At 42.4% G+C, this 23,094-nt stretch carries 22 protein-coding genes and 1 riboswitch; of the genes, 11 read left to right on the top strand and 11 right to left on the bottom strand.

What is annotated here, in order from left to right:
• The first annotated feature begins 132 nt into the window (after nt 1-132).
• Both BacF7301_RS24780 and imm9 read left to right on the top strand, forming a co-directional pair.
• The gene (locus tag BacF7301_RS24780) at nt 133-1,161 is read left to right on the top strand and encodes an HPP family protein (protein ID WP_167966866.1); all 1,029 of its coding nucleotides are present in this window, start codon (nt 133-135) and stop codon (nt 1,159-1,161) included.
• 329 nt (nt 1,162-1,490) lie between these two features.
• Nucleotides 1,491-1,997, top strand: a complete 507-nt coding sequence (imm9, locus tag BacF7301_RS24775; RefSeq protein ID WP_167966865.1) for an Imm9 family immunity protein — start codon at nt 1,491-1,493, stop codon at nt 1,995-1,997.
• Nucleotides 1,998-2,015: 18 nt separating this feature from the next.
• Here the strand turns inward: imm9 and BacF7301_RS24770 are convergent, their stop codons facing one another.
• Nucleotides 2,016-3,503, bottom strand: coding sequence for a glycoside hydrolase family 30 protein (locus tag BacF7301_RS24770; RefSeq protein ID WP_167966864.1), 1,488 nt, complete (start codon nt 3,501-3,503; stop codon nt 2,016-2,018).
• A 209-nt stretch (nt 3,504-3,712) separates the two neighbouring features.
• On the opposite strand from BacF7301_RS24770, the gene BacF7301_RS24765 reads away from it, so the two are divergent.
• On the top strand, nt 3,713-4,609 hold the full coding sequence (locus tag BacF7301_RS24765; protein ID WP_167966863.1) for a hypothetical protein: 897 nt from the start codon (nt 3,713-3,715) through the stop codon (nt 4,607-4,609).
• Nucleotides 4,610-4,695: 86 nt separating this feature from the next.
• On the opposite strand, the gene BacF7301_RS24760 is transcribed toward BacF7301_RS24765, so the two are convergent.
• On the bottom strand, nt 4,696-5,463 hold the full coding sequence (locus BacF7301_RS24760) for an MBL fold metallo-hydrolase (protein ID WP_167966862.1): 768 nt from the start codon (nt 5,461-5,463) through the stop codon (nt 4,696-4,698).
• A gap of 132 nt (nt 5,464-5,595) precedes the next feature.
• Between BacF7301_RS24760 and BacF7301_RS24755 the strand changes: the two genes are divergently transcribed.
• On the top strand, nt 5,596-5,970 hold the full coding sequence (locus BacF7301_RS24755; protein WP_209319481.1) for a virulence RhuM family protein: 375 nt from the start codon (nt 5,596-5,598) through the stop codon (nt 5,968-5,970).
• A 224-nt stretch (nt 5,971-6,194) separates the two neighbouring features.
• On the opposite strand, the gene BacF7301_RS24750 is transcribed toward BacF7301_RS24755, so the two are convergent.
• The gene (locus BacF7301_RS24750; protein ID WP_167966861.1) at nt 6,195-7,475 is read right to left on the bottom strand and encodes an O-acetylhomoserine aminocarboxypropyltransferase/cysteine synthase family protein; all 1,281 of its coding nucleotides are present in this window, start codon (nt 7,473-7,475) and stop codon (nt 6,195-6,197) included.
• 128 nt (nt 7,476-7,603) lie between these two features.
• Between BacF7301_RS24750 and BacF7301_RS24745 the strand changes: the two genes are divergently transcribed.
• Complete coding sequence (locus tag BacF7301_RS24745; protein ID WP_167966860.1) at nt 7,604-8,698, top strand: N-acetylmuramoyl-L-alanine amidase family protein; 1,095 nt, start codon at nt 7,604-7,606, stop codon at nt 8,696-8,698.
• Nucleotides 8,699-9,184: 486 nt separating this feature from the next.
• On the opposite strand, the gene BacF7301_RS24740 is transcribed toward BacF7301_RS24745, so the two are convergent.
• The 4 genes from BacF7301_RS24740 to BacF7301_RS24725 all read right to left on the bottom strand — a co-directional run bounded on the left by BacF7301_RS24740 (nt 9,185) and on the right by BacF7301_RS24725 (nt 12,107).
• Nucleotides 9,185-10,102 (bottom strand): YncE family protein, encoded by a 918-nt coding sequence (locus tag BacF7301_RS24740; RefSeq protein ID WP_167966859.1) that lies wholly within the window; start codon nt 10,100-10,102, stop codon nt 9,185-9,187.
• A gap of 76 nt (nt 10,103-10,178) precedes the next feature.
• Nucleotides 10,179-11,066, bottom strand: a complete 888-nt coding sequence (locus BacF7301_RS24735) for an AraC family transcriptional regulator (RefSeq protein ID WP_167966858.1) — start codon at nt 11,064-11,066, stop codon at nt 10,179-10,181.
• Between the two features lie 61 nt (nt 11,067-11,127).
• Entirely contained in the window at nt 11,128-11,310 is a 183-nt protein-coding gene (locus BacF7301_RS26025; protein ID WP_369805593.1) for a helix-turn-helix domain-containing protein, read from the bottom strand.
• 317 nt (nt 11,311-11,627) lie between these two features.
• Nucleotides 11,628-12,107, bottom strand: coding sequence for a hypothetical protein (locus BacF7301_RS24725; RefSeq protein ID WP_167966857.1), 480 nt, complete (start codon nt 12,105-12,107; stop codon nt 11,628-11,630).
• A 256-nt stretch (nt 12,108-12,363) separates the two neighbouring features.
• Between BacF7301_RS24725 and BacF7301_RS24720 the strand changes: the two genes are divergently transcribed.
• Nucleotides 12,364-13,398 carry a YeiH family protein gene (locus BacF7301_RS24720; protein ID WP_167966856.1) on the top strand — a complete coding sequence of 345 codons (1,035 nt, stop codon included), beginning with the start codon at nt 12,364-12,366 and terminating at the stop codon, nt 13,396-13,398.
• Nucleotides 13,399-13,497: 99 nt separating this feature from the next.
• On the opposite strand, the gene BacF7301_RS24715 is transcribed toward BacF7301_RS24720, so the two are convergent.
• The 3 genes from BacF7301_RS24715 to accC are packed head-to-tail and all read right to left on the bottom strand — an operon-like array spanning nt 13,498 to nt 17,095.
• Nucleotides 13,498-15,033 (bottom strand): acyl-CoA carboxylase subunit beta, encoded by a 1,536-nt coding sequence (locus tag BacF7301_RS24715; protein WP_167966855.1) that lies wholly within the window; start codon nt 15,031-15,033, stop codon nt 13,498-13,500.
• A 21-nt stretch (nt 15,034-15,054) separates the two neighbouring features.
• Nucleotides 15,055-15,564 carry an acyl-CoA carboxylase biotin carboxyl carrier protein subunit gene (locus BacF7301_RS24710; protein ID WP_005679512.1) on the bottom strand — a complete coding sequence of 170 codons (510 nt, stop codon included), beginning with the start codon at nt 15,562-15,564 and terminating at the stop codon, nt 15,055-15,057.
• 19 nt (nt 15,565-15,583) lie between these two features.
• Nucleotides 15,584-17,095 (bottom strand): acetyl-CoA carboxylase biotin carboxylase subunit, encoded by a 1,512-nt coding sequence (accC, locus tag BacF7301_RS24705; RefSeq protein ID WP_167966854.1) that lies wholly within the window; start codon nt 17,093-17,095, stop codon nt 15,584-15,586.
• A 135-nt stretch (nt 17,096-17,230) separates the two neighbouring features.
• Nucleotides 17,231-17,435, bottom strand: a riboswitch (cobalamin riboswitch).
• A gap of 203 nt (nt 17,436-17,638) precedes the next feature.
• On the opposite strand from accC, the gene BacF7301_RS24700 reads away from it, so the two are divergent.
• The 4 genes from BacF7301_RS24700 (at nt 17,639) to BacF7301_RS24685 (ending at nt 19,804) form a co-directional block, all read left to right on the top strand.
• On the top strand, nt 17,639-17,962 hold the full coding sequence (locus tag BacF7301_RS24700; protein WP_005679510.1) for a thioredoxin family protein: 324 nt from the start codon (nt 17,639-17,641) through the stop codon (nt 17,960-17,962).
• 319 nt (nt 17,963-18,281) lie between these two features.
• A complete protein-coding gene (locus BacF7301_RS24695) occupies nt 18,282-19,058 on the top strand; it encodes an N-acetyltransferase (protein ID WP_167966853.1) in 777 nt (258 codons plus the stop codon).
• A gap of 106 nt (nt 19,059-19,164) precedes the next feature.
• Complete coding sequence (locus BacF7301_RS24690; protein ID WP_167966852.1) at nt 19,165-19,482, top strand: type II toxin-antitoxin system RelE/ParE family toxin; 318 nt, start codon at nt 19,165-19,167, stop codon at nt 19,480-19,482.
• Nucleotides 19,483-19,489: 7 nt separating this feature from the next.
• Nucleotides 19,490-19,804 (top strand): HigA family addiction module antitoxin, encoded by a 315-nt coding sequence (locus tag BacF7301_RS24685; protein ID WP_167966851.1) that lies wholly within the window; start codon nt 19,490-19,492, stop codon nt 19,802-19,804.
• Nucleotides 19,805-19,872: 68 nt separating this feature from the next.
• Here BacF7301_RS24685 and pncB read toward each other — a convergent pair whose 3' ends face one another.
• Nucleotides 19,873-21,042 (bottom strand): nicotinate phosphoribosyltransferase, encoded by a 1,170-nt coding sequence (pncB, locus tag BacF7301_RS24680; RefSeq protein WP_167966850.1) that lies wholly within the window; start codon nt 21,040-21,042, stop codon nt 19,873-19,875.
• Between the two features lie 163 nt (nt 21,043-21,205).
• Here pncB and BacF7301_RS24675 point away from each other — a divergent pair, with 163 nt between their 5' ends.
• Nucleotides 21,206-23,089 (top strand): toxin-antitoxin system YwqK family antitoxin, encoded by a 1,884-nt coding sequence (locus BacF7301_RS24675; protein ID WP_167966849.1) that lies wholly within the window; start codon nt 21,206-21,208, stop codon nt 23,087-23,089.
• Nucleotides 23,090-23,094 lie beyond the last annotated feature (5 nt).

Here is a 23,094-nt window from a genome sequence, read left to right as displayed (position 1 = left end):
TTTTTAATTACCGGAATTTGTTTATTATCGCAGTTATACTTCTTTTTTAGACAAAAAGCTCTCTATCTCACTCTTTTTTCAGATATTTGTACCCATTTACATAACTGATTGATATAAAACGTCGAAAAGAACATGGACAAAGCGGTAAAGAAACCCTCGTTATTTAGTGATATTCAGCAACGGAAGAGATACTTGTGTGCACTGGTTATGATTTTATTGATGATTGGAGTAGCAGAACTATTGCACGAAAAGGAAATCATTTTCCCCGAAATGGCTGCTCTTACCATTGGTATGTGGATTGTTAATAAACGGGTGTGGCGTGTGAAATACTGGCAAATGCTCTTATTGATGACTCTCGGTGCTTGTGCCGGGGTATTGATTGTACTTTATTCTCCCTTTCCTTTAGTAGTAGATGTGGCTATCGCTTTCTCATGTGCTGCTGTCGGGCTTTTATTTACCCGTGCTTCGCTATTTCCATTAATCTCCGCCTGTGTACTTCCCGTATTATTAAAAACTGAAAGTTGGGTTTACCCGCTCTCTGTTTTTGTGATGACATTGATAATCATTGCCGTACAGCGATGGATGGAATACTTTGGACTCCGAAAATCTATTATTTATGAACCGGTGGAACGGTATTGGACAGCGGATAGTTTCCGGTGGTTGAGTCTGATGATTAGTGTGTTTGCGGTAGCCTGCCTGGCGGTATATACTTCTAATTTTTATTTTATCATTCCGCCATTGATTGTAATGTATGTTGAGTTTGTCAATTCAAAAGCCGGATTTCGAAATCGACCTGTACTTACTATATTGCTGTTAGTAAGCGGTTCATTGATAGGAACTATCTTTCAACTGATTGGTTATCATTACCTGGGATTGCCCGAAACAGTAGTAGCGCTTTTTATTTTTATAGTACTTTTCACTTTGTTCGAATGGCTCGGCAAGTTCTTTGCACCGGTAGGAGCAATGGCACTTATACCGATGCTGCTTCCAAAAGAAGCATTATCCTGGCTACCTTTTCAAGTACTCATTGGTGCTACGATATTTATCGCGATGGGAATGGTATTTTACCAGCAATGTTATAAATGGTCACGTGCACAACTGGTCTATTGTTTAATCCCTCATTATTTACTAAGCCGGCTGAATCGGAACAGGAAAGAGTAAAATTATTGCTGATTATGATTTGAATAGTTAGTTTTTGTATGAAATTGAATTATATGATTTTCTTAAGAGCTTATTAAACAGTGCTTTATCTTTGTACTTTTTCTCAAATATTCTCATGCCTATGAGAAAAAATACTCATACCTATGAGAAAAAATTCTCAATGCAATGAGTATTTATTCTCACTGTGGTGAGAATGATTCCTTTTCAGAGTATGCTTGAAGAATCTAAAATATATTCATGGAATTTCTTATATCACAGGAAAAAAACTTTTATTCCTTCGTATTCCATTTAATTAAATAGTATATTTATAGTCGATAAAATAATAGCCAATGAAATATCAATTAGAAATAAGCACTCTGTTGACTCCTGTCAATGCACATTTGCTGTTTGAAAAATGTGAGTGGCCTGAATTAAACAGTTTTGATAGAGAAATGATTGGAGATTATTTCTCCAATTTGGTGGATGATATTCAAATGGATAGCGCTTTGGCGGATTGGACTTTTACTATTATCATACATGTAGGTACTTATTGGGGAGCTAAAGATATAAGGATTGGGAAACGGGGAATTATATACACGGATACCAAGGAGAAAGTACTAACGATAGGGATTCCTCTTCCTTATCATAAGACTGTTGGCTGGGGAGTGGAGAAGAAAAAGCGTTTTGCAGCTAAAATACCGGACCCAAGCAAGGATAAAAATGTCAGGCTGATTCCTGTAGATTTTACAAAATATGATGATATGGGAAGCTATATTGAGGATACTATAAAAATAGCCCTTCAGAGTTTATTTGAGGTCGGTTTTACTCTGAAAGGCTGTGAGGTGAGACTAAAATAAGGGTATTATCTCTAGCTTTTATTTTTCTACAAATGTATTCAGTGAATGAGGTGGTAGGGTAACGCTTAGATAGCGGCTGCCTAATTTCACTGTTACTTCTTTAGCTTCTTTGTTGAAATTTCCGGCTATCACTACTTGTTTCTTTTGTGGAGTCATGACTACCATTACCGGTGTTTTATCTTCTTCAGCCGCCCTATAAGCCAGTACCTTTGAACCGGGCGTAACATAATGGCTGTAATGTTTTACTGCATAATATTCGGGAGTAAAAGTTGCTGTTCCCGTCTTTGAATCTACATGGATTAAGGAATTCTGTTTCCATCCCCATCCGCTGAAACCACCATCATATAAGATAGCATTCCAAAAAGTATATTCTTCGCAACCGTTGCCCAGGTAGTGGTTCATCAGACCGAAGGTATGTTCGGCAGCTTTCCAGTCGAAAGACCCCCAACCACATTCACTTTCTGTTTGTACATATTTATATTGCGGATATTTGGCACGGAGTTTAGGCAGAATCTGTCCGCCTTCCCATTGGAAACCGACTCCTTGTATCGTTTCCGGCATACGAGGGTCGGAAAGAACCTGGTCGATGACATCGTAGCGGTTGGTGTTGATTGTACCTAAGTATAACTTAATTTCCGGGTGCTGTTTCTTCAATGTCGGAGCCAGGTATTCTGTGTTGAAACGGATGATACCTTCCGCTGTCCAGGCACAACCCGGATAGTTGGTATAGCTCCATGATTCATTTTGGAACATAACCATTGAAACGGGAATTCCCTCTTCCTTGTAGGCGTCGATGAATTTGCAGAAGTAGTTGGCATAAGTTTGCAGGTAACGTGGGTCTTGGATGAAGTAGTCGTTCACTGCCAGTTGTTGAGGGAATACTTTGGTATCCTTCTCTTTGCTGTCTTCAAAAAGGGTTACATCCGACAGGGGAGACATCTCGTTTTGATTACGGTCACTGCGGACGGAATAGTAATGGTTAATCTTCATCCATGAAGGCGGCGACCATGGAGACATCCAAAAAGTCATATGGGGATTATACTGCTGCGCGGCTTTGATATAAGGAATCAGAGTCGTTTTATCACGATTGATATTGAAATGTTTCAATTGGAAATCACCGGGGACTTCATCACAACTGTACCAGTCGCGGGCATAATCATTGGCATTCATGGAAAAACGTCCCATTGTAAATTTTAAATCTCCTTCGGGAGCAAAGAGTTGTTGAAGGATAATCTCCTGTTGTTTACGTGGAAGCATATTGAGCGCATCCCAGCCTAGTTCGTTAAAACACGTTCCCCATGCTTTGAAGACAGTACCTTCTTCCGTACCATTGGCTTCTAGTAAAGGAGTTTGTCTGCTACTTGTCTGTAACTTGACTTTGGCCTGCTTCCAAACGTTCCCTTCCGTACTGCTAATCCATTCGAAGGACTGGGCATACACTTCGTTTATTGACAATACCATTATCAAACCGCTAAACAGGGCTGTTCTTTTTAGAATGTTTTTCATGTTCTTATTGATATGTTTTATTCATTATTTGATTCGTCACAAAGATAGATAAGAAAGAGAATATAGAGGAACATAAATGTAACAGATACTGCAACAAATGTATCAAGAATAAAAAGGAATGTGTTTTTTTCAATAAATAATTCATTTTTACATAATACTTTAATATCTTTGCAAAACAATATAAAAAAGACAAACTTATAACTGAAAACATGAAAACAAAAACTTTACTGGGCTTCTTTCTTTTGTCTGTTATGACATTCTGTATGTCTGCTTGTCAGGATGATGCAGAGATTATTTTATTCAGCGGTTCACAACTCAACAATGAACCGGGAACTTGTACGAATACGATTTCTTCTACAACTTTGTATCTCAACGGGCGGGGTACGGAAGATATTGGAATTGCTAATGGAAAAGGCGGTTACTCTGCGCATAGTTCTGATGAAACTATTGTGACGGTAACTGTCAGCAATGATCGGTTATTGATAAATTCACATGGAAAGAAAGGAAAGGTAACTGTGACTGTCAGTGATAAGAAAGGGAATAGCGTTGTTTTACCCGTAACTGTTTCGTATGGAGTAATTTCGTTGTTCTGCAGAGAGCAGACAGGATTTGCTGTCAGTGTTAATGACGAGATTTTATCGACAGGGAAGGATGAGAATAAGGAACTGTTGAAATCGGTAAACGATGTGATGATGCAGGAATATTCCTTTATAAAAGGACAGGAAGTTTGTATTCTGCAACCGGATGATGTTTATAATTTTATGGAAGATGGCAACGGCAGTTTTATCTTGAAAGCGGAGAATGGTGAGATACGTGCTGAAGGAACTTATCAAGTGGGACATGATAATGATTTGATTAGTGACAAACAGGGGGTGGCTTTTACTTTTAGCTACAAAGATGCTGACAATGCCGATAAACAGCATAAATTCTATTTGGAGCCCTCATTCAAACGACAGCCTTCTACCAAAAGTGTAGGCCCTGTTATGATTTACTGGATGGAAGATGTGACGGATTCTTCTTATTTGAACGGTATTTCATTACCGGAAAACGGGAAGGTGCTTTATGTTGTATTTACGAGTAGTTTTGGAATCCGACCGGCAGAATAAATGATAGAGTCGTATTAAGAAAAATGCACCCTTAAAATTATGTATCTGATTTTAAGGGTGCATTTTTAGTTCTATTTCATTGCAATTTATTGTAAAGCACGAATACGTACTTCTGTTCCTTTATCGTTCTTCAACCCGTCTTTTACCTTATTAATGTCCGTATCTCCATAATGATAAGGATACAGTATATGTGGCCGGACGATTCGGGTAGCCCGTATCGCCTGTTCCGGTGTCATTGTATAAGGCTGGTTGACAGGCAAGAAAGCGATATCAATGTTTTTCACTTGTTTCAGTTCGGGAATATCCTCTGTATCTCCGGCAATATAAATCCGTATTCCGCCCAGCGTGAGAATATATCCATTGTCACGTCCTTTAGGATGAAACTTGTCTCTGCCGGGAGTTGTATTATAGGCGGGCACTGCTTCCAGCTTGATATCCGGTTCGAGTTGAAGTGCATCGCCGTTTTTCATCTCCTGTCCTCTGTCCAGCATTTTCCGGCAATTCGGATTCGCTATTATTTTTGTAGACGGGGTTTCGATAGCTTCGATTGCTTTCGTATCGAAGTGGTCATGATGTTCATGGGTAATCAGAATGAAATCTGCTTTGGGCTGTTGCGTGTAGTCTGCATAATCAGATACGGGGTCGACGAAAATCTTTTTTCCCGCATACTCCAATAGCAAGCTGGCGTGTTTGAAGAAAATAATCTTCAGGCTTTTCCCATTCTTGGTGGTAAATGAATCCGTTTCAAAGTTCTGCATCTTTGTAATTTCATTAGTTGGATAATAAAACGAACGGGAATAAGAAAATCCGTAAGAAAAGCATAGCGCAAACACTATCAGTAGAATCTTTTTCATATCTATACAGAATTTGGTTCCCTGCAAAGATAACATTTGGAGTGATTTATCAGTTCACGTTAAAACTGAATCTGTGTGATATTAACTTTCTTTGTGTAGAAGGTGATAGGCTGGAGTATAAATGTTATCTTTGTGGATAAGGAATTATACTATATATGTAAGTCGTTGAAATATAATGATATGAACCAAAATAATGAGATAGTTATTTATCAGTCTCAAGATGGGACAATAAAAGTGGATGTTTTGTTTGAAGGAGAAACCGTATGGTTGACAATAGAACAGATGTCTTTATTGTTTGGAAAGTCACGTTCTACAATAAATGAGCATATACTCAATATCTATAAAGAAGGAGAACTTGTTGAGATAGAAAGTATGAGAAAAATCGGAAATTCCGATTTTTCTACTAAACCGACTAATTATTATAATCTCGATGTAATCATTTCTGTTGGTTATCGTGTCAAATTTAGAAGACGCAGGGCGGATTTCTCATCAGTTGGCACTACATAAAGCAGGGCAGGAATATAATAAGTATAAGGAAACACAACATACACTTGAACATCTGAATAGTATAAAAGAACTAGATGAAGATATTAGACGATTAAAAGGTGGAGTTAAAGAATAAAAGGAGATATGTTTCTTCTGAAAAAGCCTTATGTTATTTTATATTAGTAAAAAAGACACGGAGTAAATAGCTGCCGTGTCTTTTTTAGTTTTATGCTAATATTATGCTTTTATGCATTCAGCGCTTGTTCAATATCCGCGATAATATCATCCGCATTTTCGATACCTACCGACAAACGGATTAGGTCCGGGCGTACCCCTGCTTCCATTAACTGTTCGTCCGACAACTGGCGGTGAGTATGGCTGGCCGGATGAAGCACGCAACTACGTGCATCGGCTACGTGGGTAACGATAGCGATGAATTCCAGTGAATCCATAAACTTGATAGATACGTCACGTCCGCCTTTCAGTCCGAAGGAGATAACTCCGCAAGAACCATTCGGCATATATTTCTGTGCCAAAGCGTAGTATTTATTATCCGGCAGTCCGCAATAGTTTACCCAAGCCACTTTCTCGTTTTTAGAAAGATATTCGGCTACTTTCTGTGCGTTGCCGCAATGTTGGGGCATACGTAGGTGAAGCGTTTCAAGTCCCAGGTTCAGTAAGAATGAGTTTTGCGGGCTTTGGATGCTGCCGAGGTCACGCATTAACTGTGCTGTAGCTTTAGTGATATAAGCACCTTTGCCGAATGCTTTTGTATAAGTCAGTCCGTGATAAGACTCGTCCGGTGTACAAAGTCCCGGGAATTTTTCAGCGTGAGTGTCCCAGTCGAAGTTACCGCTGTCTACGATACAGCCGCCTACGCTGGTAGCGTGTCCGTCCATATATTTGGTAGTAGAGTGAACTACGATGTCTGCTCCCCATTCAAACGGGCGACAGTTAATCGGAGTCGGGAAAGTATTGTCAACAATCAAGGGGACACCGTGGCTGTGGGCGATACGTGCGAACTTCTCAATATCCAGTACTTCGAGGGAAGGATTGGAGATTGTTTCGCCGAACAATGCTTTTGTATTCGGCTGGAAAGCTGCGGAGATTTCCTCCTCGCTGGCATCCGGGCTGACAAAAGTCACGTCAATGCCTAGTTTCTTCATCGTAACACCGAACAGGTTGAAAGTACCACCGTAAATAGCGGAAGAACAAACAAAGTGGTCTCCTGCCTGGCAGATATTGAAAATGGCGTAGAAGTTGGCAGCCTGACCACTGGAAGTCAGCATGGCAGCCACACCACCTTCGAGAGCGGCAATCTTGGCGGCAACAGCGTCGTTCGTAGGATTTTGCAGGCGGGTATAGAAGTAACCGCTTTCTTCCAAATCGAAAAGACGTGCCATTTGTTCGCTGGTATCGTATTTGAAAGTTGTACTTTGATAGATGGGCAATACGCGTGGTTCGCCCTTTTTAGGCGTCCACCCTGCCTGTACACACAGGGTTTCGGGCTTGAATTGTTTTGCCATAATGTTATCGGGTTTTAATGATTTATTTCAAAAAATGTTTTAATGGCGCAAAAGTAGGGAAAATAATTGTATTTTTGCCCTGTTTATGAGTGAAATGATACTCATGTGAAGGAGATAATTGTGTAGATATGAAAAATAAACTCTATGTGCTTTTATTCTTAGCTTTTCTTTTTTCGGGTACGGCGCTTTGGGCACAGCAAAAGGCGACTCCGAAGGCAGGCGAAGGTATCTCTACTTTTCTGTTGAGACACAACCGTTCTCCGAAGAAATACTATGATGATTTTATAGAACTGAATAAAAAGAAACTGGGAAAGAATAATGTGCTGAAAATGGGCGTGACATATGTGATTCCGCCTGTAAAGAAAGCATCGGGAACTCCTGCCGGAAATACGGCCGCAAAGAGTACAACTGCAAAGAATACAACCGCTAGAAGTACAGAACCCAAACAACAACCCTCTAAATCTAAAGCGTCGAAAATAGGAACTACCATCAATGAACCCCTGTTCGGAAAGGAACTGGCAAATGTCAAAGTTACTTCCAACCGACTTGCGGGTGCCTGTTTCTATGTGGTCAGCGGGCATGGCGGACCCGACCCCGGAGCTATCGGACGGGTAGGTAAACATGAACTTCACGAAGATGAATATGCCTACGACATCGCCCTTCGCCTGGCGCGTAACCTGATGCAGGAAGGGGCGGAAGTCCACATCATCATTCAGGATGCCAAAGACGGTATCCGTGACGATACCTACCTGTCGAACAGTAAACGTGAGACTTGTATGGGAGACGCGATTCCGTTGAACCAGGTACAGCGCCTTCAGCAACGTTGCAATAAGATAAATACCCTTTACCAGAAAGACCGTAAGAATTACTCTTACTGCCGGGCAATCTTCATTCATATAGATAGCCGCAGCAAAGGGAAACAGACCGATGTCTTTTTCTATCATTCGAACAAGAAAGCAGAAAGCAAGCGTTTGGCAAATAATATGAAAGATACATTTGAATCGAAATACGGAAAGCATCAGCCGAACCGGGGATTTTCCGGGACAGTGAACGGACGCAATCTGTATGTGCTTTCCCATACTACTCCCGCTTCCGTTTTTGTGGAACTGGGCAATATCCAAAATACTTTCGACCAGCGCCGTCTGGTTATAAATTCCAATCGCCAGGCATTGGCTAAATGGCTGATGGAAGGCTTTCTGAAAGATTACAAAGATAAAAAATAGACCTAAAACATATTTTTTCGTGAACAAAACCGAAAACTGTATGTTTTATATATGCAAATCGCCTGATGACTGCTTGTAGGTATGCGAATATATGTGAGTCAGTGAATATGCCTCCCCGGCATAACAGGAAGATTGCATAGTAGTTTTGTCGTGTTTTATTTTGTGTTTGTGTTGTGACGGTGCTGCGATGTGAATCGGGGTGCCGTTTTTTTTGTTAAAATCCGGTTCCAGTCTTATTTTTTTCAAACTTCCGTGAACAAAATTCCAATCCGTATGTTTTTAATTATGCAAATCGCCTGATAAAGCTTCTTATGGGTATGCGAATATAGATAGGTGAGCAAGACATGCCTCCCCGGCATAACAGGAAGATTGCATAGTAGTTTTGTCGTGTTTTATTTTGTGTTTGTGTTGTGACGGTGCTGCGATGTGAATCGAGGTGCCGTTTTTTTCTTTTCGAAAAGGCTCTTTGGTAAAGGTACTATTGGGCTATAACGGTAGAATAACCATGCGGCTATTAGGTAAATCGGGTATATACATAGTGTCATTAATTACAGTGATGTCTGCCGGGCCTGCAAACTTTTCCGTTGTCGCTAATGGAGTAATTTTTTTCGTAGACATATCAATGGTGCTGATTCCGGCAGGTGTCCAGTTTGTTATATACATCGTTTTCTTGTCGGTTGACAGAGCTATCCCGTCGTATTGGCCCGGAAGGCTGATGAACTTTTCAGCTACCGGATTTGACAAATCCGTGATTTGGTAAATAACATTAGCGTCTGTAGTATTTCCGTCCGCCGGATAAGAAGCGACATACATGATGCCATTATCAATGATGATTCCGTTCGGTCCTGTGACATCAAGCCATTTGACAGGAACGGAACTGGTCATTTTAACAGGGTTGGCGATGTCGATCCGATAGATTCTTCCGCTATTGGTCACTGAAGCGTATAACGTGTTGCCATCAGCTGCCAAATCATTGATAAATAAATCATCTTCCGGGAAAGTGATGATTTCGGGAGCTTCTTTCAATGCTTTGAGGTTGTAGACTACGATTTTGTTGACATCAGAGATAAAAAGACGATGGCTTCTGATAAACATGCCTTTGGGAGCAGATAGATTGCCGTCAGCTGCAATCAGTACGTTTGTTTTGCCGTCTTTATAGTAGTTTATGTAACCTTTCTTCTCGTTATTGAGCGGATTGAGTTGCTCGGTGCCGAAGTTTCCAATCAGGATACCGTCTTCATAGGGGTAAGTACTTTCGCAGAAACGGATATTTTCATTGATTACCGTTGGTTGTTTCTCTGCTGTTGCGCTTTCATTGTTGTTCTTGTTTTGTTTGTTCTGACAACCGGCTACGGCAGCCTGAACAATAATCACGAGTAAAATAAACAGTTTGTTCTTTTTCATAAGGCTATCTTTTTTATATATTTATTGATATGGCAAAGATAGGCGGAAAAAGTAGAAGGCGGCTTGTCTGTTTGGTTCAGCTTTTTGTCTGTTTGGTCCTATATTCGGTAGGCGTATGTTGGTAATGTTCTTTGAACAGGCGTGCGAAGTGAGGGGTACTGGTGAAACCGCTGGCTTCGGATATCTCTTCTATAGTCTTGTCAGACGTTTTGAGTAGGTAGGCGGCGCGTTCCAATTTTTTCTTGCGTATCCAACTGCGGGGCGGTTCTCCGTATTGGAGAGAAAACTCGCGTTTGAAGCTCGACAGGCTTCTTCCCGATAGCAGCGCCAGTTCATTGATGGTGGCGGAAGAATAGAGATTGCTGCCGACAACGGATGAGATGGACGGATTCTCCCCTCGTGCCGCATCCAACAGAAAAGACAGGATGAGCTTCTGGTAAGGACTGTCCAGTAGCAGGTAAATCAGTTCGGCGAATTTAAGCCTAAGCAGCTCGCAGGTGAAGCGGCTTTCTCCTTGACTGTAAGTCGCGATGGATGAGAAGATTTTCTCGATAGCCGGATTGTGAGGGATGATTTTCACCGCTTCTTTTCTTGTTGGAACAACATCGGACAGGTGTGCAGACAGATAACCGCTGATTTGTTCTATCAACTCTTGTGCTACCTTTTTGTTGAAAAAGAGCATCAGGCTTTGAAAGCCGTTTTCTCCGGTGATGTATTCGGACATGACGTATTCTCCCCGTGGTATCAGAAATAGTTCGCCGGGTTGAATCTGAAATTTATTTTGCGCCACTTTGATTTGCTTGACTCCGGACAGTATGTAGACTAAGGCATAATGTGTCAGAAAAGCATCGAAATTCTCCTGTGTTGTGGAATTGACATATTGCAGCAGTCGTATATTGGTGTTTTCACCGCAACGTGCCGGATGAATGACGGCATCGGGGATAAAGAGGCGTTTAGTAGACATGGCGCAGATTCTTTTTATAGTTGTTGCAAATATAACGACTCTTGGCCAGCTTTTCGATAATTCAGAACTTTTTCTGCCTTTTCCGGTAATCCGATACATTCTCTCCTGTCATGCTCTTGAAAAAATGGCTGAATGTGCATACATTTTCGAGTCTCAGGATATTGGCGATTTCCGGACTGTTCTGCAGCAGGCGTTTGGCTTCTGTGATGATTCTTTCGTAAATGATTCGGAGTGGGGATGGCAAGTGGTAGGATGCAAACGCATTGCTGAGGGGCTTAGGGGAACGGTGAAGTATTTCGGCATAGTTGAAATGGATTTGGGGAGTTGATTTGCCGAAGCCGGAAGGAATATTATAGACTTGTTTGCCCGACCGGATTTCGTCGATTATTCTGATACAGTCGTTGGCGTAATCGTTGGCGCAGACGTAATATCCACCGCTGAAATATCCGTCTTGCGGGTGCAGGTCTCTTAATGTAAAAAGAGGTGTATTGGCAAATCCTACTTATATCTTGCCTATATTATCTGCAAAAAAACTATGGTTTCTTTCAGGTAAAATTTTTGTTACAGCAAATTAAGGTTATAGTGTTTTTGCAGTTCTTGGGCAGTGGTGGTGTTGAGGGAATCGGACGTTTCGTAGTTAAGCAGCGTGTTTAAGGAATTCGGCAGGTTGGATAACGGATGACATAAAATGACCGGGATTCCTTTCCATTCATTGTCGAACAGTGACGAACTGATGTGCCACCCCGTTGCGCCGATGACGACAACTACTTTGGGGCAGGTAGGGAACTTTTGCAATATTTGTGAACACTGTTCTTTGGATTCTTTTTCCGGGCTGAAGGATGGAATGGATAGTTTGTGAGTATCTAAGTACAACTCGGAACGTTTGTGACAATGTTCTTGCAGCGTTTTGGTGAAATATTCGTCCCATGTTCCGTTTGCCAGAGTGGAATTTTGTATGAGGATAAAATCCTTTTCTGTTTTCACTGTTTTGATTGTAACTGCGAATAAAAGACTTCCTAAAATTAGTAATATCTGTCTCATATGATGTTCTGTTGTCTGTTTTATAGTCGGCAAAGGTACTGTTTTTTATGGATGAAATAGATTCAGAACTAATAAAAGGGAATTATTGTTATCACTTAGGGAAAAATTGTAATTGAATCAGGTGGCTCTTTGCGGAAGTATCGAGAAGTATAACCGGAGATTATCCGACATAATAAAAATCTGTGAGCTAGTCTGCTAAAAAATGGTTTCCTTTGCAAAGTAATTAATTCAGTATCACTCTTAAATCAAGTAGTTTATGTTCAACGAAAAAAGAAGCAGCATGTTGCACGGTGTCTTGTTGATAGCACTGTTCTCTTGTGCGGCGTTTTACATTGGTGAGATGCCTTTCGTGAAGAGTCTCTCTTTCAGTCCGATGATTGTAGGTATCATTCTGGGTATGCTTTATGCTAACAGCTTGCGGAATAATCTTCCCGAGACTTGGGTGCCGGGCATACAGTTCTGTTCGAAGAAGATTCTGCGTATCGGCATCATCTTATATGGTTTCAGATTGACTTTTCAGGATGTGGCGGCTATCGGATTGCCTGCTATGTTGATTGATGTTATTATTGTGGTGGTGACTATTTGTGGCGGTATTTATCTGGGTAAATTATTGAAAATGGACAGGGGCATTGCGTTGCTCACTTCTATCGGAAGCGGTATTTGCGGGGCTGCCGCCATTCTAGGCGCGGAGTCTACGATTAAAGCAAAACCTTATAAGACGGCAGTGTCCGTTTCTACCGTGGTAATCTTCGGTACTATCTCCATGTTTTTATATCCTTTCCTCTACCGGAATGGTATTTGTGCGCTCACTCCCGACCAAATGGGAATCTATACTGGTTCTACTCTCCACGAAGTAGCTCACGTGGTGGGAGCGGGTGACGCAATGGGAAACGGCATTTCGGATTCGGCAATAATCGTGAAGATGATTCGGGTGATGATGCTGGTTCCGGTGCTTCTGATTACTACTTATATGGTGGCAAGAGCGAGAAAGAAACAGGTACAGAAAGGGCAGAAATTTCAGAAGATTGCCATTCCCTGGTTTGCGATAGGCTTTATGGGAGTTATCGCTTTTAACTCTTTTGATTTGCTGCCTGCGCAGTTGGTTGCGGGAATTAATACACTGGATACTTTCCTGTTGACAATGGCTATGACTGCACTTGGGACGGAAACAAGCATTGACAAGTTCAGAAAAGCGGGGGCGAAACCTTTTGTCCTGGCGCTTCTTCTCTATATTTGGCTGGTAGTAGGCGGTTATTTCCTGGTGAAGTATCTCACTCCTTATTTAATGTAATAAAAAAACGGACTTACGTAGATTCTCAGAATGACATTCTTCAGAATTTGTGTAAGTCCGTTTTTGGTGGTGGTACTTTGACAAGTACCTATCTAGTTGTTATAAGGGCATATTTCCATGCTTCTTGGGCGGATTCGTCTGCATCTTGTTTTCTGTCATTTCCAATGCTTGAATCAGACGTTTACGGGTTTGTCTCGGATAGATGATTTCGTCGATGAATCCCAGTTCGGCAGCCTGATACGGAGTGGCGAACTTTTCCTTGTAAGCTTCCAGTTCTTTAGCCTTGGTTTCTGCGTCTGCTTTGCGGAACAGGATATTTACCGCACCTTCTGCACCCATTACTGCGATTTCCGCACTTGGATAGGCAAAGTTTACATCCGCGCCTGTCTGCTTGGAGTTCATCACGATATATGCGCCGCCATAAGCCTTACGGGTGATAACGGTCAACTTGGGAACGGTAGCCTCCGCAAATGCATAAACGATTTTCGCGCCGTGGCGGATGATACCGTTGTTTTCCTGCGTGTATCCCGGAAGGAATCCCGGAACATCTTCGAAAGTAATCAACGGAATGTTGAAACAGTCGCAGAAACGGATGAAACGGCTCGCCTTGTCGCTGGCATCAATATCGAGCACTCCGGCAAGGTAGGCAGGCTGATTGGCGACGATACCTACCGAACGACCTGCCAGTCGTGCAAAACCGATGAGGATATTCTTGGCAAAGTTCGGCATAACTTCAAAGAAATAACCGTTGTCCACCACTCGCTCAATGATATCTTTCATATCATAAGGAACGTTCGGGTCTGCCGGAACGATAGTGTCCAAAGCGGCGTCTTCACGGTTGGTTTCATCCGTGCAGTTCTGCTTTTTAGTCTCGTCCATATTATTCTGCGGCAGGAACGAAAGCAGTTCGCGGATACTCATCAACAGTTCTTCTTCAGTGTTGCACATAAAATGAGTCACTCCGCTTTTGCTGCTGTGAGTCATGGCTCCACCCAGTTCTTCCTTGCTTACTTCCTCGTGTATAACGGTCTTCACTACGTCGGGCCCCGTCACAAACATGTGGCTCTTTTCTTTCACCATAAAGATAAAGTCCGTGAGGGCGGGAGAGTAGCAGGCACCACCGGCACAGGGGCCGAGAATGGCAGAGATTTGAGGAATCACACCGCTTGCCATTGTGTTCTGATAGAAAATGTCCGCATATCCCGAAAGGCTCTCGATACCTTCCTGTATGCGTGCACCGCCTGAATCGTTCAATGCGATAATCGGAGCGCCGTTCTTTAAAGCCAACTGTTGCACCTTCACAATCTTTTTCGCGTTGGAAGCGGAAAGTGAACCGCCGTAAACGGTGAAGTCATACGCGTAAACGAATACCTGGCGACCGTCAATCTTTCCGTAACCGGATACGATGCCGTCTCCCGGAATCTTGTTCTTGTCCATGCCGTAGTTGGTGCAACGGTGAACCATTAACTTGTCCAGCTCGACAAATGTCCCTTTGTCGAGCAACATCCCGATACGTTCGCGGGCAGTCATCTTGCCGCTTTCGTGTTGCTTCTCTATCTTCTCAACGCCCCCGCCGAGGGAAGCGATGCGGTCACGTTCCTGGAACGTGGCATATGCTTTGTTTATTTCTTCCATGATGCAATCCGTTTTTTAGTGTTATGCAATCGGTTCTAATGTTATTAATGTCTGGTCACCAGTGATGTTATCGCCTTCCTGAACCAGAATTTCTTTGATACGGCAATCCGAAGTCACTTTATAGTTGCTCTGCATCTTCATGGCTTCGATAACGATAGCGGTGTCTCCCGCTTTCACTTCCTGTCCTGCCGTTACGGGGATTTTTACTACTTTGCCCGGCATGGGGGAAGTGATGCGGTCGTTCTGCTCGTCCTCGCCTTTCTTGCGCATACGCAGGTATTTCGCCTGGCTGTCTACGATTTCAACATTGAAACTGCTGTAATGCGTGTTCACTTTATAGCTTTTTCCGTTCTCCTTGCGGATGAGTTGCGCGTTTGCGCTGCGACCGTCCATGAGGATGTTGCAGGTTCCGTTTTCCGCCATTACCACGTCCGCTTCAAACGGCTTTCCGTCGATGGTAAGTACCACTTTATTATCTTCTTTGCTGACCAGTTCCACTTCGGCCACCCGGTCACCTATATGAATTTCCATAATTAACTGCTTTTTTAAATTAGATACGAAGTACGCCTTTATGCAATCCGAATTCTTTCCATTTACTGATAGGACGGTTGTCGGTAGTGTCACCGCTGTTCTCTTCAAGATTCATCAGGTAATCCATGTAGGCGGCAATCAACGCAATATTCTCGGCACGTTCGCTGGTTCGCATGATGCACTGACGCAGGTGCTCACCGTTCTTGGCGATGAATCCGGTATCGTAATGGCCTTCCACAAAATCGGGCGTATCCATGATGGCACGTAGGTAACTGATATTATTCTTGACTCCCGTCAGCTTGTATTCGTGAAGCACGCGGCGCATCCGTTCGATAGCATATTCGCGGTTGGTAGCCCACACTATCAGTTTGCCAATCATCGGGTCATAATAAATAGGAATCTCGTATCCTTCGTACACATAACTGTCGATACGCACTCCGATACCGTTTGGTTCTGTAATCTGCTTGATGATTCCCGGGCTCGGCATGAAATTCATTTCCGTATCTTCAGCACAGATACGACATTCGATAGCGTGTCCGCGCTGCTTGATATCTTCCTGTTTCAGTTGGAGAACCTGTCCGTCGGCTACCTTTATCTGCTCTTTTACGAGGTCTACACCGATTACTTCTTCCGTAATGGGGTGTTCCACTTGCAGGCGGGTGTTCATTTCGAGGAAGTAATAGTTGTGGTGTTTGTCCACCAGGAACTCGATAGTTCCCGCACCGATATAATTAACGGCTTTTGCGGCAGCCACCGCTTTTTCTCCCATATCTTTCCGCAATTCCGGAGTGACGAAAACCGAAGGAGTTTCTTCCACAATCTTCTGATTGCGGCGTTGCACGGAACATTCGCGTTCGCAAAGATGAATCACGTTTCCATGCTTGTCACCCAGAATCTGAAACTCAATGTGATGAGGCTCTTCCACGAACTTCTCCAGATAAACCGTATCGTCACCGAAAGAAGAAAGAGATTCGCTTTTGGCAGTTGTATAGGCCTCTTCCACTTCTTCCGCGCTGTGGATAAGGCGCATCCCTTTTCCACCGCCACCCATAGAGGCTTTCAGCATCACCGGATAACCGATTTTATTGCAAAGCTCCACGGCTTCTTCCACACTTTTTAGGTTTTCTTGTGTGCCGGGCACAACGGGCACTCCGGCTTCAATCATCTTGATGCGGGCGGAAATCTTGTCGCCCATTGCTTCCATTGTTTCCGGATTGGGACCGATAAAGATAATGCCTTCTTCCTGGCAGCGTCGTGCAAAAGCCGCATTCTCGGACAGGAAGCCATATCCCGGATGAATGGCGTCTGCGTGGTTCGCTTTCGCCACTTCGATGATTTTTTCTATATTCAGATAACTCTCTTTAGATGCGGCGGGACCTACACAATATGCTTCGTCTGCGTAGAGCACGTGCTTTGCAGTCCGGTCTGCCTCGGAAAATATCGCAATACTCGTTATTTCCATCTCCCGGCAGGAGCGCATCACCCTCACGGCTATCTCACCGCGATTGGCTACTAAGATTCTTTTTATCATACTTTTCTAAATTAAGTACATACCTATTTTATGTCTTCCCACCTTGCGGACATACTCCACCTGATGAAAACACAGTATTTTCTTGATTTGGGGCTTAACAAACGATGTCCTTTCTCCTAATCCACGAGGCGGAAGAACGTTTTACGTGAAGTGGCAGGTCTTCTGACTGACTCTTGTCTTATTTGCCTTCCCGATAGAACATCAGTGGCGTCAAATTAGTTCATTTATAAGACATTGAACAGAGTTTCACAGCAGCGGGACTGTCCGGGATTTGCACCCGATTCCCTATTAATCGTCGTCCGTTGGCTACGGATTCCGAACCATTTCGGCGGCAAAGATAAATAAATTTTGAATAGAGTGTTCTCTTTTTGCACGAAAGTTGCTTTTTTGTGCAATGGGCGGCTGTCCGGATATTAGAAACGAAAGACGGTAAATGCAAGTGGATTTAATAGTTAAATCTGTGTGTATTATTGTTTACCCTTTAAACTTTCTTTCTTTTCGCATTGTTGAAGTAGCAATTATTAATCAAAACAGTAATCAGTTATGAAAGAGAAGAAAGTAGCTCGTGAGGAACGGAATCAAGAGAAGCTGGCTAATGCCGATTGGGTAATGGCGGAATTTTACGCAACGTGGTGTCCTCATTGCCAGCGTATGAAACCTGTCGTTGAGGAATTTAAGAAATTAATGGAAGGCACGATTGAAGTGGTGGAAGTAGATGTAGACCAGGAAACTGCCCTTACGGATTTCTACACCATCGAAGCAACGCCTACATTTATCCTTTTAAGAAAAGGACAACAACTTTGGAGACAATCCGGCGAACTTACTTTGGAAAGACTGGAAAGAGCCGTGAAGGGATTTAAATCTTGAAAAAGTATTAATAAAAGAGGTGTTATTCTTCGGAAAGTTTTAAATCATGTTATGAAACATGCTTTTTTATTTGGATAATTTGCAGATAATCGGAAAGTCCGTATCTTTGCACTGTGTTTTTCATAGTATTAGATTTAAGGTTAACAAAGGTTGGAGCAAGGCGTTGCTCCTTTTTTTATGCCCGTACCTCACTTTCTACTAAATAATATTGATTTTTACGGGATTGGATAATGACTGCTACACTCGAATGTTTATCTTTGTGGATAATATAATATCCGATACTATTTCATTAAAAGACTACTAATAAAAAACTGATACCATGAACATCGACTTTATCACGCTTACCAAAGACAACATAAGGAAAGAACATATCTGCTGCGCTTTCTCGGATAAGAAATGCCAGGAAAGTTATAACCTGAAAAAGGAATGGCTGAAGAAGCAATTTGAAAACGGGTATGTTTTTCGTCGTTTGAATGAGCGAGCGAAAGTATTTATCGAATACGGCCCGGCCGAAAACGGGTGGGTTCCTGTGAAGGCTGACAATTACTTGTTGATAAATTGCTTTTGGGTAGCCGGGCAGTATAAAGGAAAAGGGTATGCGAAAGCTCTGCTCCAAACTGCGATAGATGACGCTTTGCAGCAAGGCAAGGACGGTTTGGTGACAGTAGTAGGAACAAAGAAGTTTCATTTTATGAGTGATACCAAATGGCTGTTGAGACAGGGATTTGTTGTTTGCGAACAGCTTTCGACAGGATTTAGTCTGTTAGTGAAGAAATTAAATGTTGATGCTCCGAATCCGACGTTTAATGAGCCTGCACGAACAGGAGAATGCCCTGATAAAAAGGGTATCACTGTTTATTTCTCCAACCGTTGTCCGTTTGCAGAATTTCATGTGATGAGTTCTTTGAAGGAAACCGCCGCCAAAAGAAATCTGCCTTTGACGATTATAAAGCTGGAGACAATGGAGCAGGCACAGGCTGCACCTACTCCGGCTACGATATTCAGCCTGTTTTATGAAGGCAAGTTTGTCACAACGGATATCAGTGCTTGTATGGATAGCCGTTTTGATAAAGCGATAGCAGGTTTTATAAAATAGCCTTATGGCTTTGAGCAAGTTTGGTAGAACTGCTATCATTATATCCACTTTTTTAGTGTATTCCTAAAAGAATTGCTATCTTTGTACTGTCGTAATAATTAGAGTAATGGTTATTGAGTTTGAAAAAGAGTATCTTTCAGAACTTTACTATGAAGGCAAATGCAACGATAAGAAACATCGTTTTCAACCTCAAGTAATAAGGAATTATGTGAAGCGGGTCGTCACTTTGGCTGAAGCACTGAATGTAGAAGTGCTTTATCCTTTAAACTCATTAAATTATGAAGTGCTGTCCGGAGATAAAAAAGGTATTTCATCTATTCGAATAGATAAACAATACCGATTGGAGTTTAGGGTATCAACTACTGATTCCGAACCAATCATAACTATTTGTTCTATTATCGATATAACGAATCATTATAAATAGGAGTAATATGACTAATTTAGGATATTCTTTTATTCCAGTACATCCGGGAGAAATCATAAAAGACGAATTGCAGTCTCGCGGAATATCGCAGAAACGATTTGCGGAAGTGGTCGGAGTGTCATACACAATGCTGAATGATATTTTGAATGGACGTCGTCCTGTATCAACGGATTTTGCTTTGTTGGTTGAGGCTGCTACCGGCATTAATGCCGATATGTTAGTGAATATGCAGACAAGATATAATATGCAAATTGCCCGTAAAGACAAGAATGTGATAGCACGTTTGGAGAGCTTGCGGAAAATATGTGCTTCCTTGCTGTAGTTTGGTGGCTAATTAAAATAGAAAAATCCTCGGTAGCGGCTATCGGGGATTTTTTTATTTCAATCAATTCATCTATTCAGTCTCAATTCATGCAAACATGCCTGTACTTCTTCCGGACTACCGGTATGTTTGCCTTCGTCATCGGATAGCTTGATACATTCCCGCCATTCCTGATTGACATTCATCTTGCATTGTGTCAGCTTCATGACAATGTTCGAAGGCTCGAATCCGGTGTCATTGGTGAGATTTGTCCCGATGCCGAAGGAACAACGGATTTTGTTCTTGCAATATTCCTGAATCTCCAGTGCTTTTGTGAAATCGAGGGCATTGCTGAAAACGATAGTCTTGGTGGTCGCGTCAATTCCCAGTTCCTTGTAACGGGATACCAGGCTGTCTATAAATTCAAATTCATTACCGGAATCGCAGCGGACACCGTCAAACAGTTTCGCCTGTTTGCGGCTGAGATTGCTGAGGAAGATACCGGAAGTATAAGTATCGGATAAGGCAATGCCCAAATCACCGTCATAGACATTCACCCAGTTTTCGAGCGCCATGTAGTTGGCGTGTTTATATCCGAATTGTGCTCCATGAAACATGAACCACTCATGCGGATGAGTACCCATCATTTTCATGTCGTACTTCATCGCAAAATAGCAGTTGGAAGTGCCTGTGCAATACTGCGCCGTTTCTTTTAATTTTCCGATAACCGTCTCCTGCACATGGACAGAGAATCTCCGCCGCGTACCGAACTCTGAGAAACGTAACTGATGTCGATTGGACAGTTCCACTTTCTCCGATAATTTGCATAAGATTTCATCCATATCGGCTACATTGCCGAAGAACTGGTTCTTTATTTCGGATACAATGGCAAGCAAAGGTACTTCATACAGGGTAGCTTTATAGAGAAAATCACTGACTTCGATGCGAAGATGATGCGCCTTATCCAAATGTATCTTGATTTTATCCGGATGAAAGCGGAAGGATGACAGCCATTCCCAGTAAACTCTCGGAAGGAACCGGCAATTCCGTGTCATATATTCCAGTTCTTCTTCTGTAAGTCTCAATCGGCTTAGCTTATCAATTTCATTTTTAAGCCTTTCCAGAAATTCTTCAGTATATTCAGTCTCATTTCTATCATGGAAGCTGAACTTCCCCATTGCATTGGGAAATAGTTTGATATAAGCGTACGATGTGGTAAACTTATAGAGGTCTGTATCCAGTAGCGTTCTAACAATCATGCCGTTCGTTCTTTATATTAAAAACGTTGTAAAGTTAGTATTTGTTGAACAAAATAATAGTTTGGTCGCTGATAATTCTTTCTTTTTCAGTAGACTTCTGTTTTAATCTCTGATTTTATAACTAATTTCGTGGCGATTATGTATTAAAAAAGAGATGTTAGGTATGAAAAAAGCTTTGATATATGGCTGCGCATTACTGTTGCTATCATGCGGCGGAAAGACCGGAGTGACTTCGCAGTCCCCTTCTGTAGAAAAAGAAAATACTTCGGACGGATTCTCTCCTGTGGTTGTAGAAGCTTTTTCTATGGACTTTTACAAGGGAAGCGACTGGCTTCTTCCCGATACGCTTTCCGAGGCATTGCGAAAAGAACCGGAAGCCTCTTCCTTAAAGGAATATATACCCGACAGTATTTGCAGGAAACAGATTGATGGTGTGGAACGTTGTTTCTACAAGGATACATTGATGAATGGAGCTTACAAGAATTTTTATTTCCGTTCTACGGATTCTTTTATGTCAGAACCCTATTATTCGGTAACTGTTTATAAGGACGGAATAAAAAATGATACAGTACGCCATTACAGCATATCTTCCCATTGCATGGTAGACCGTTTTATCACCCTCGACAGTATTCATGAACTTTATCAGTCTTATAATTCCAACGGAAATCCCCATATCTTCTATCAGGCTACACGTGGCAAACTCGACGGAGTGCGTCAACGGTGGTACTACGATGGAAAGCCTGACTGGTTTGAGCACTATAAAGAAGGGAAACTTCACGGAGAAGAAAGGAGATGGCATGCGAACGGACGACTGTGGCAGATTAATCATTATATTGACGACCAGGAAGTGTTTCCAAGCGAATGTTGGTATTATGCCCATACTGAAGATAGTTACAATAATCCCAACAACATAAGTAAAGCTCCCGACTACTACGAGTACAAATATCAGGCGTCAGAGGGACATCCTCTCTATCACATTGAGGAAACTTATGTATTGGAAGACGGAGAGAAGAAATGTCTCCTTAAACGGCAATATTTTGAAGAAGGAACCGACGAGCCGATATGCTTCACGGATGGCAGATGTGATTCCGTGAAACGTGGTATTGTGACAATCGGTTCTCAAAAGCGGTTGGAGATAAGAGATTACTCCGGTGGGCGGCTGTGCCATTTCGCGAGCTATCCGTATTCGGAGAAAGGTGCGCCGGGTGCTATAATCGAAAACTATTCCGAAGACGGCAATCGGATAGGAAAGAGTATGTATGACTACCATAGTGGGAAAATGATACCTGTACGTATATATGACAGTACGGGAGCCGACGTGAGAAAACTTGAATTCAGTGCATACATGGCTGCGAAAGCGGATAGCTGCAACACGCAGCTTGACCCTGGCAAAGGGCGATATGCAGACAGTAAAGCCCAATTGTCCGTGCGGTGGAAAAAGGGAACTCTTGCACTACTGAACTCTCCACTGGAAGAGGACGAAGACGGATTTAGAAAATGGTATTATGATGGTTACCAATCTGATTACGGTTTGCATTTCTTCCATTTTTCCGGGTTCGAAAGCTGGGGTTATTTTGCGATGAGCGATGCCACTGGAGAAGTTTACAAGTACAATGGAATAGATACTCCTTTGTTCTGCGGAAAATCCGGCCTTTTCCTTGTTGTTGATGAAAGTCCGTACGAGGGCGGGTGTTATGTCCGCGTTTACAAGATGCTCGATGAAGGGCGTTTGGCAGAAGTTGCCGTACTCGATAGAGGGGGACTTGCTTACACAGATGTTGATTTGGAAGACTTTGCCTGGGTGGGTGAAAGTTCATTCATAGCAAATAAAAGGACTTCAGATGATGAACTTCAATATGATTTTTACGGAGAGTGCGCAGACAGTTGTCTGGAAGAGTACAGGAAGTATGGCTATCTGCAAGGCAATGAGGATGGCTGGGGATATATGCGCGTTGACCTTCGTTCTGATGCCTTGCAGACTGGGCAGACTCTTTCTTCTTCATTGGCGGACATTGAAGAAATGAATGCGTGGATAAAATCATTGTGAAACGT

Source organism: Bacteroides faecium, assembly GCF_012113595.1.
Taxonomy (GTDB): domain Bacteria; phylum Bacteroidota; class Bacteroidia; order Bacteroidales; family Bacteroidaceae; genus Bacteroides; species Bacteroides faecium.
This window is presented reverse-complemented; position numbering and strand designations above follow the sequence as displayed.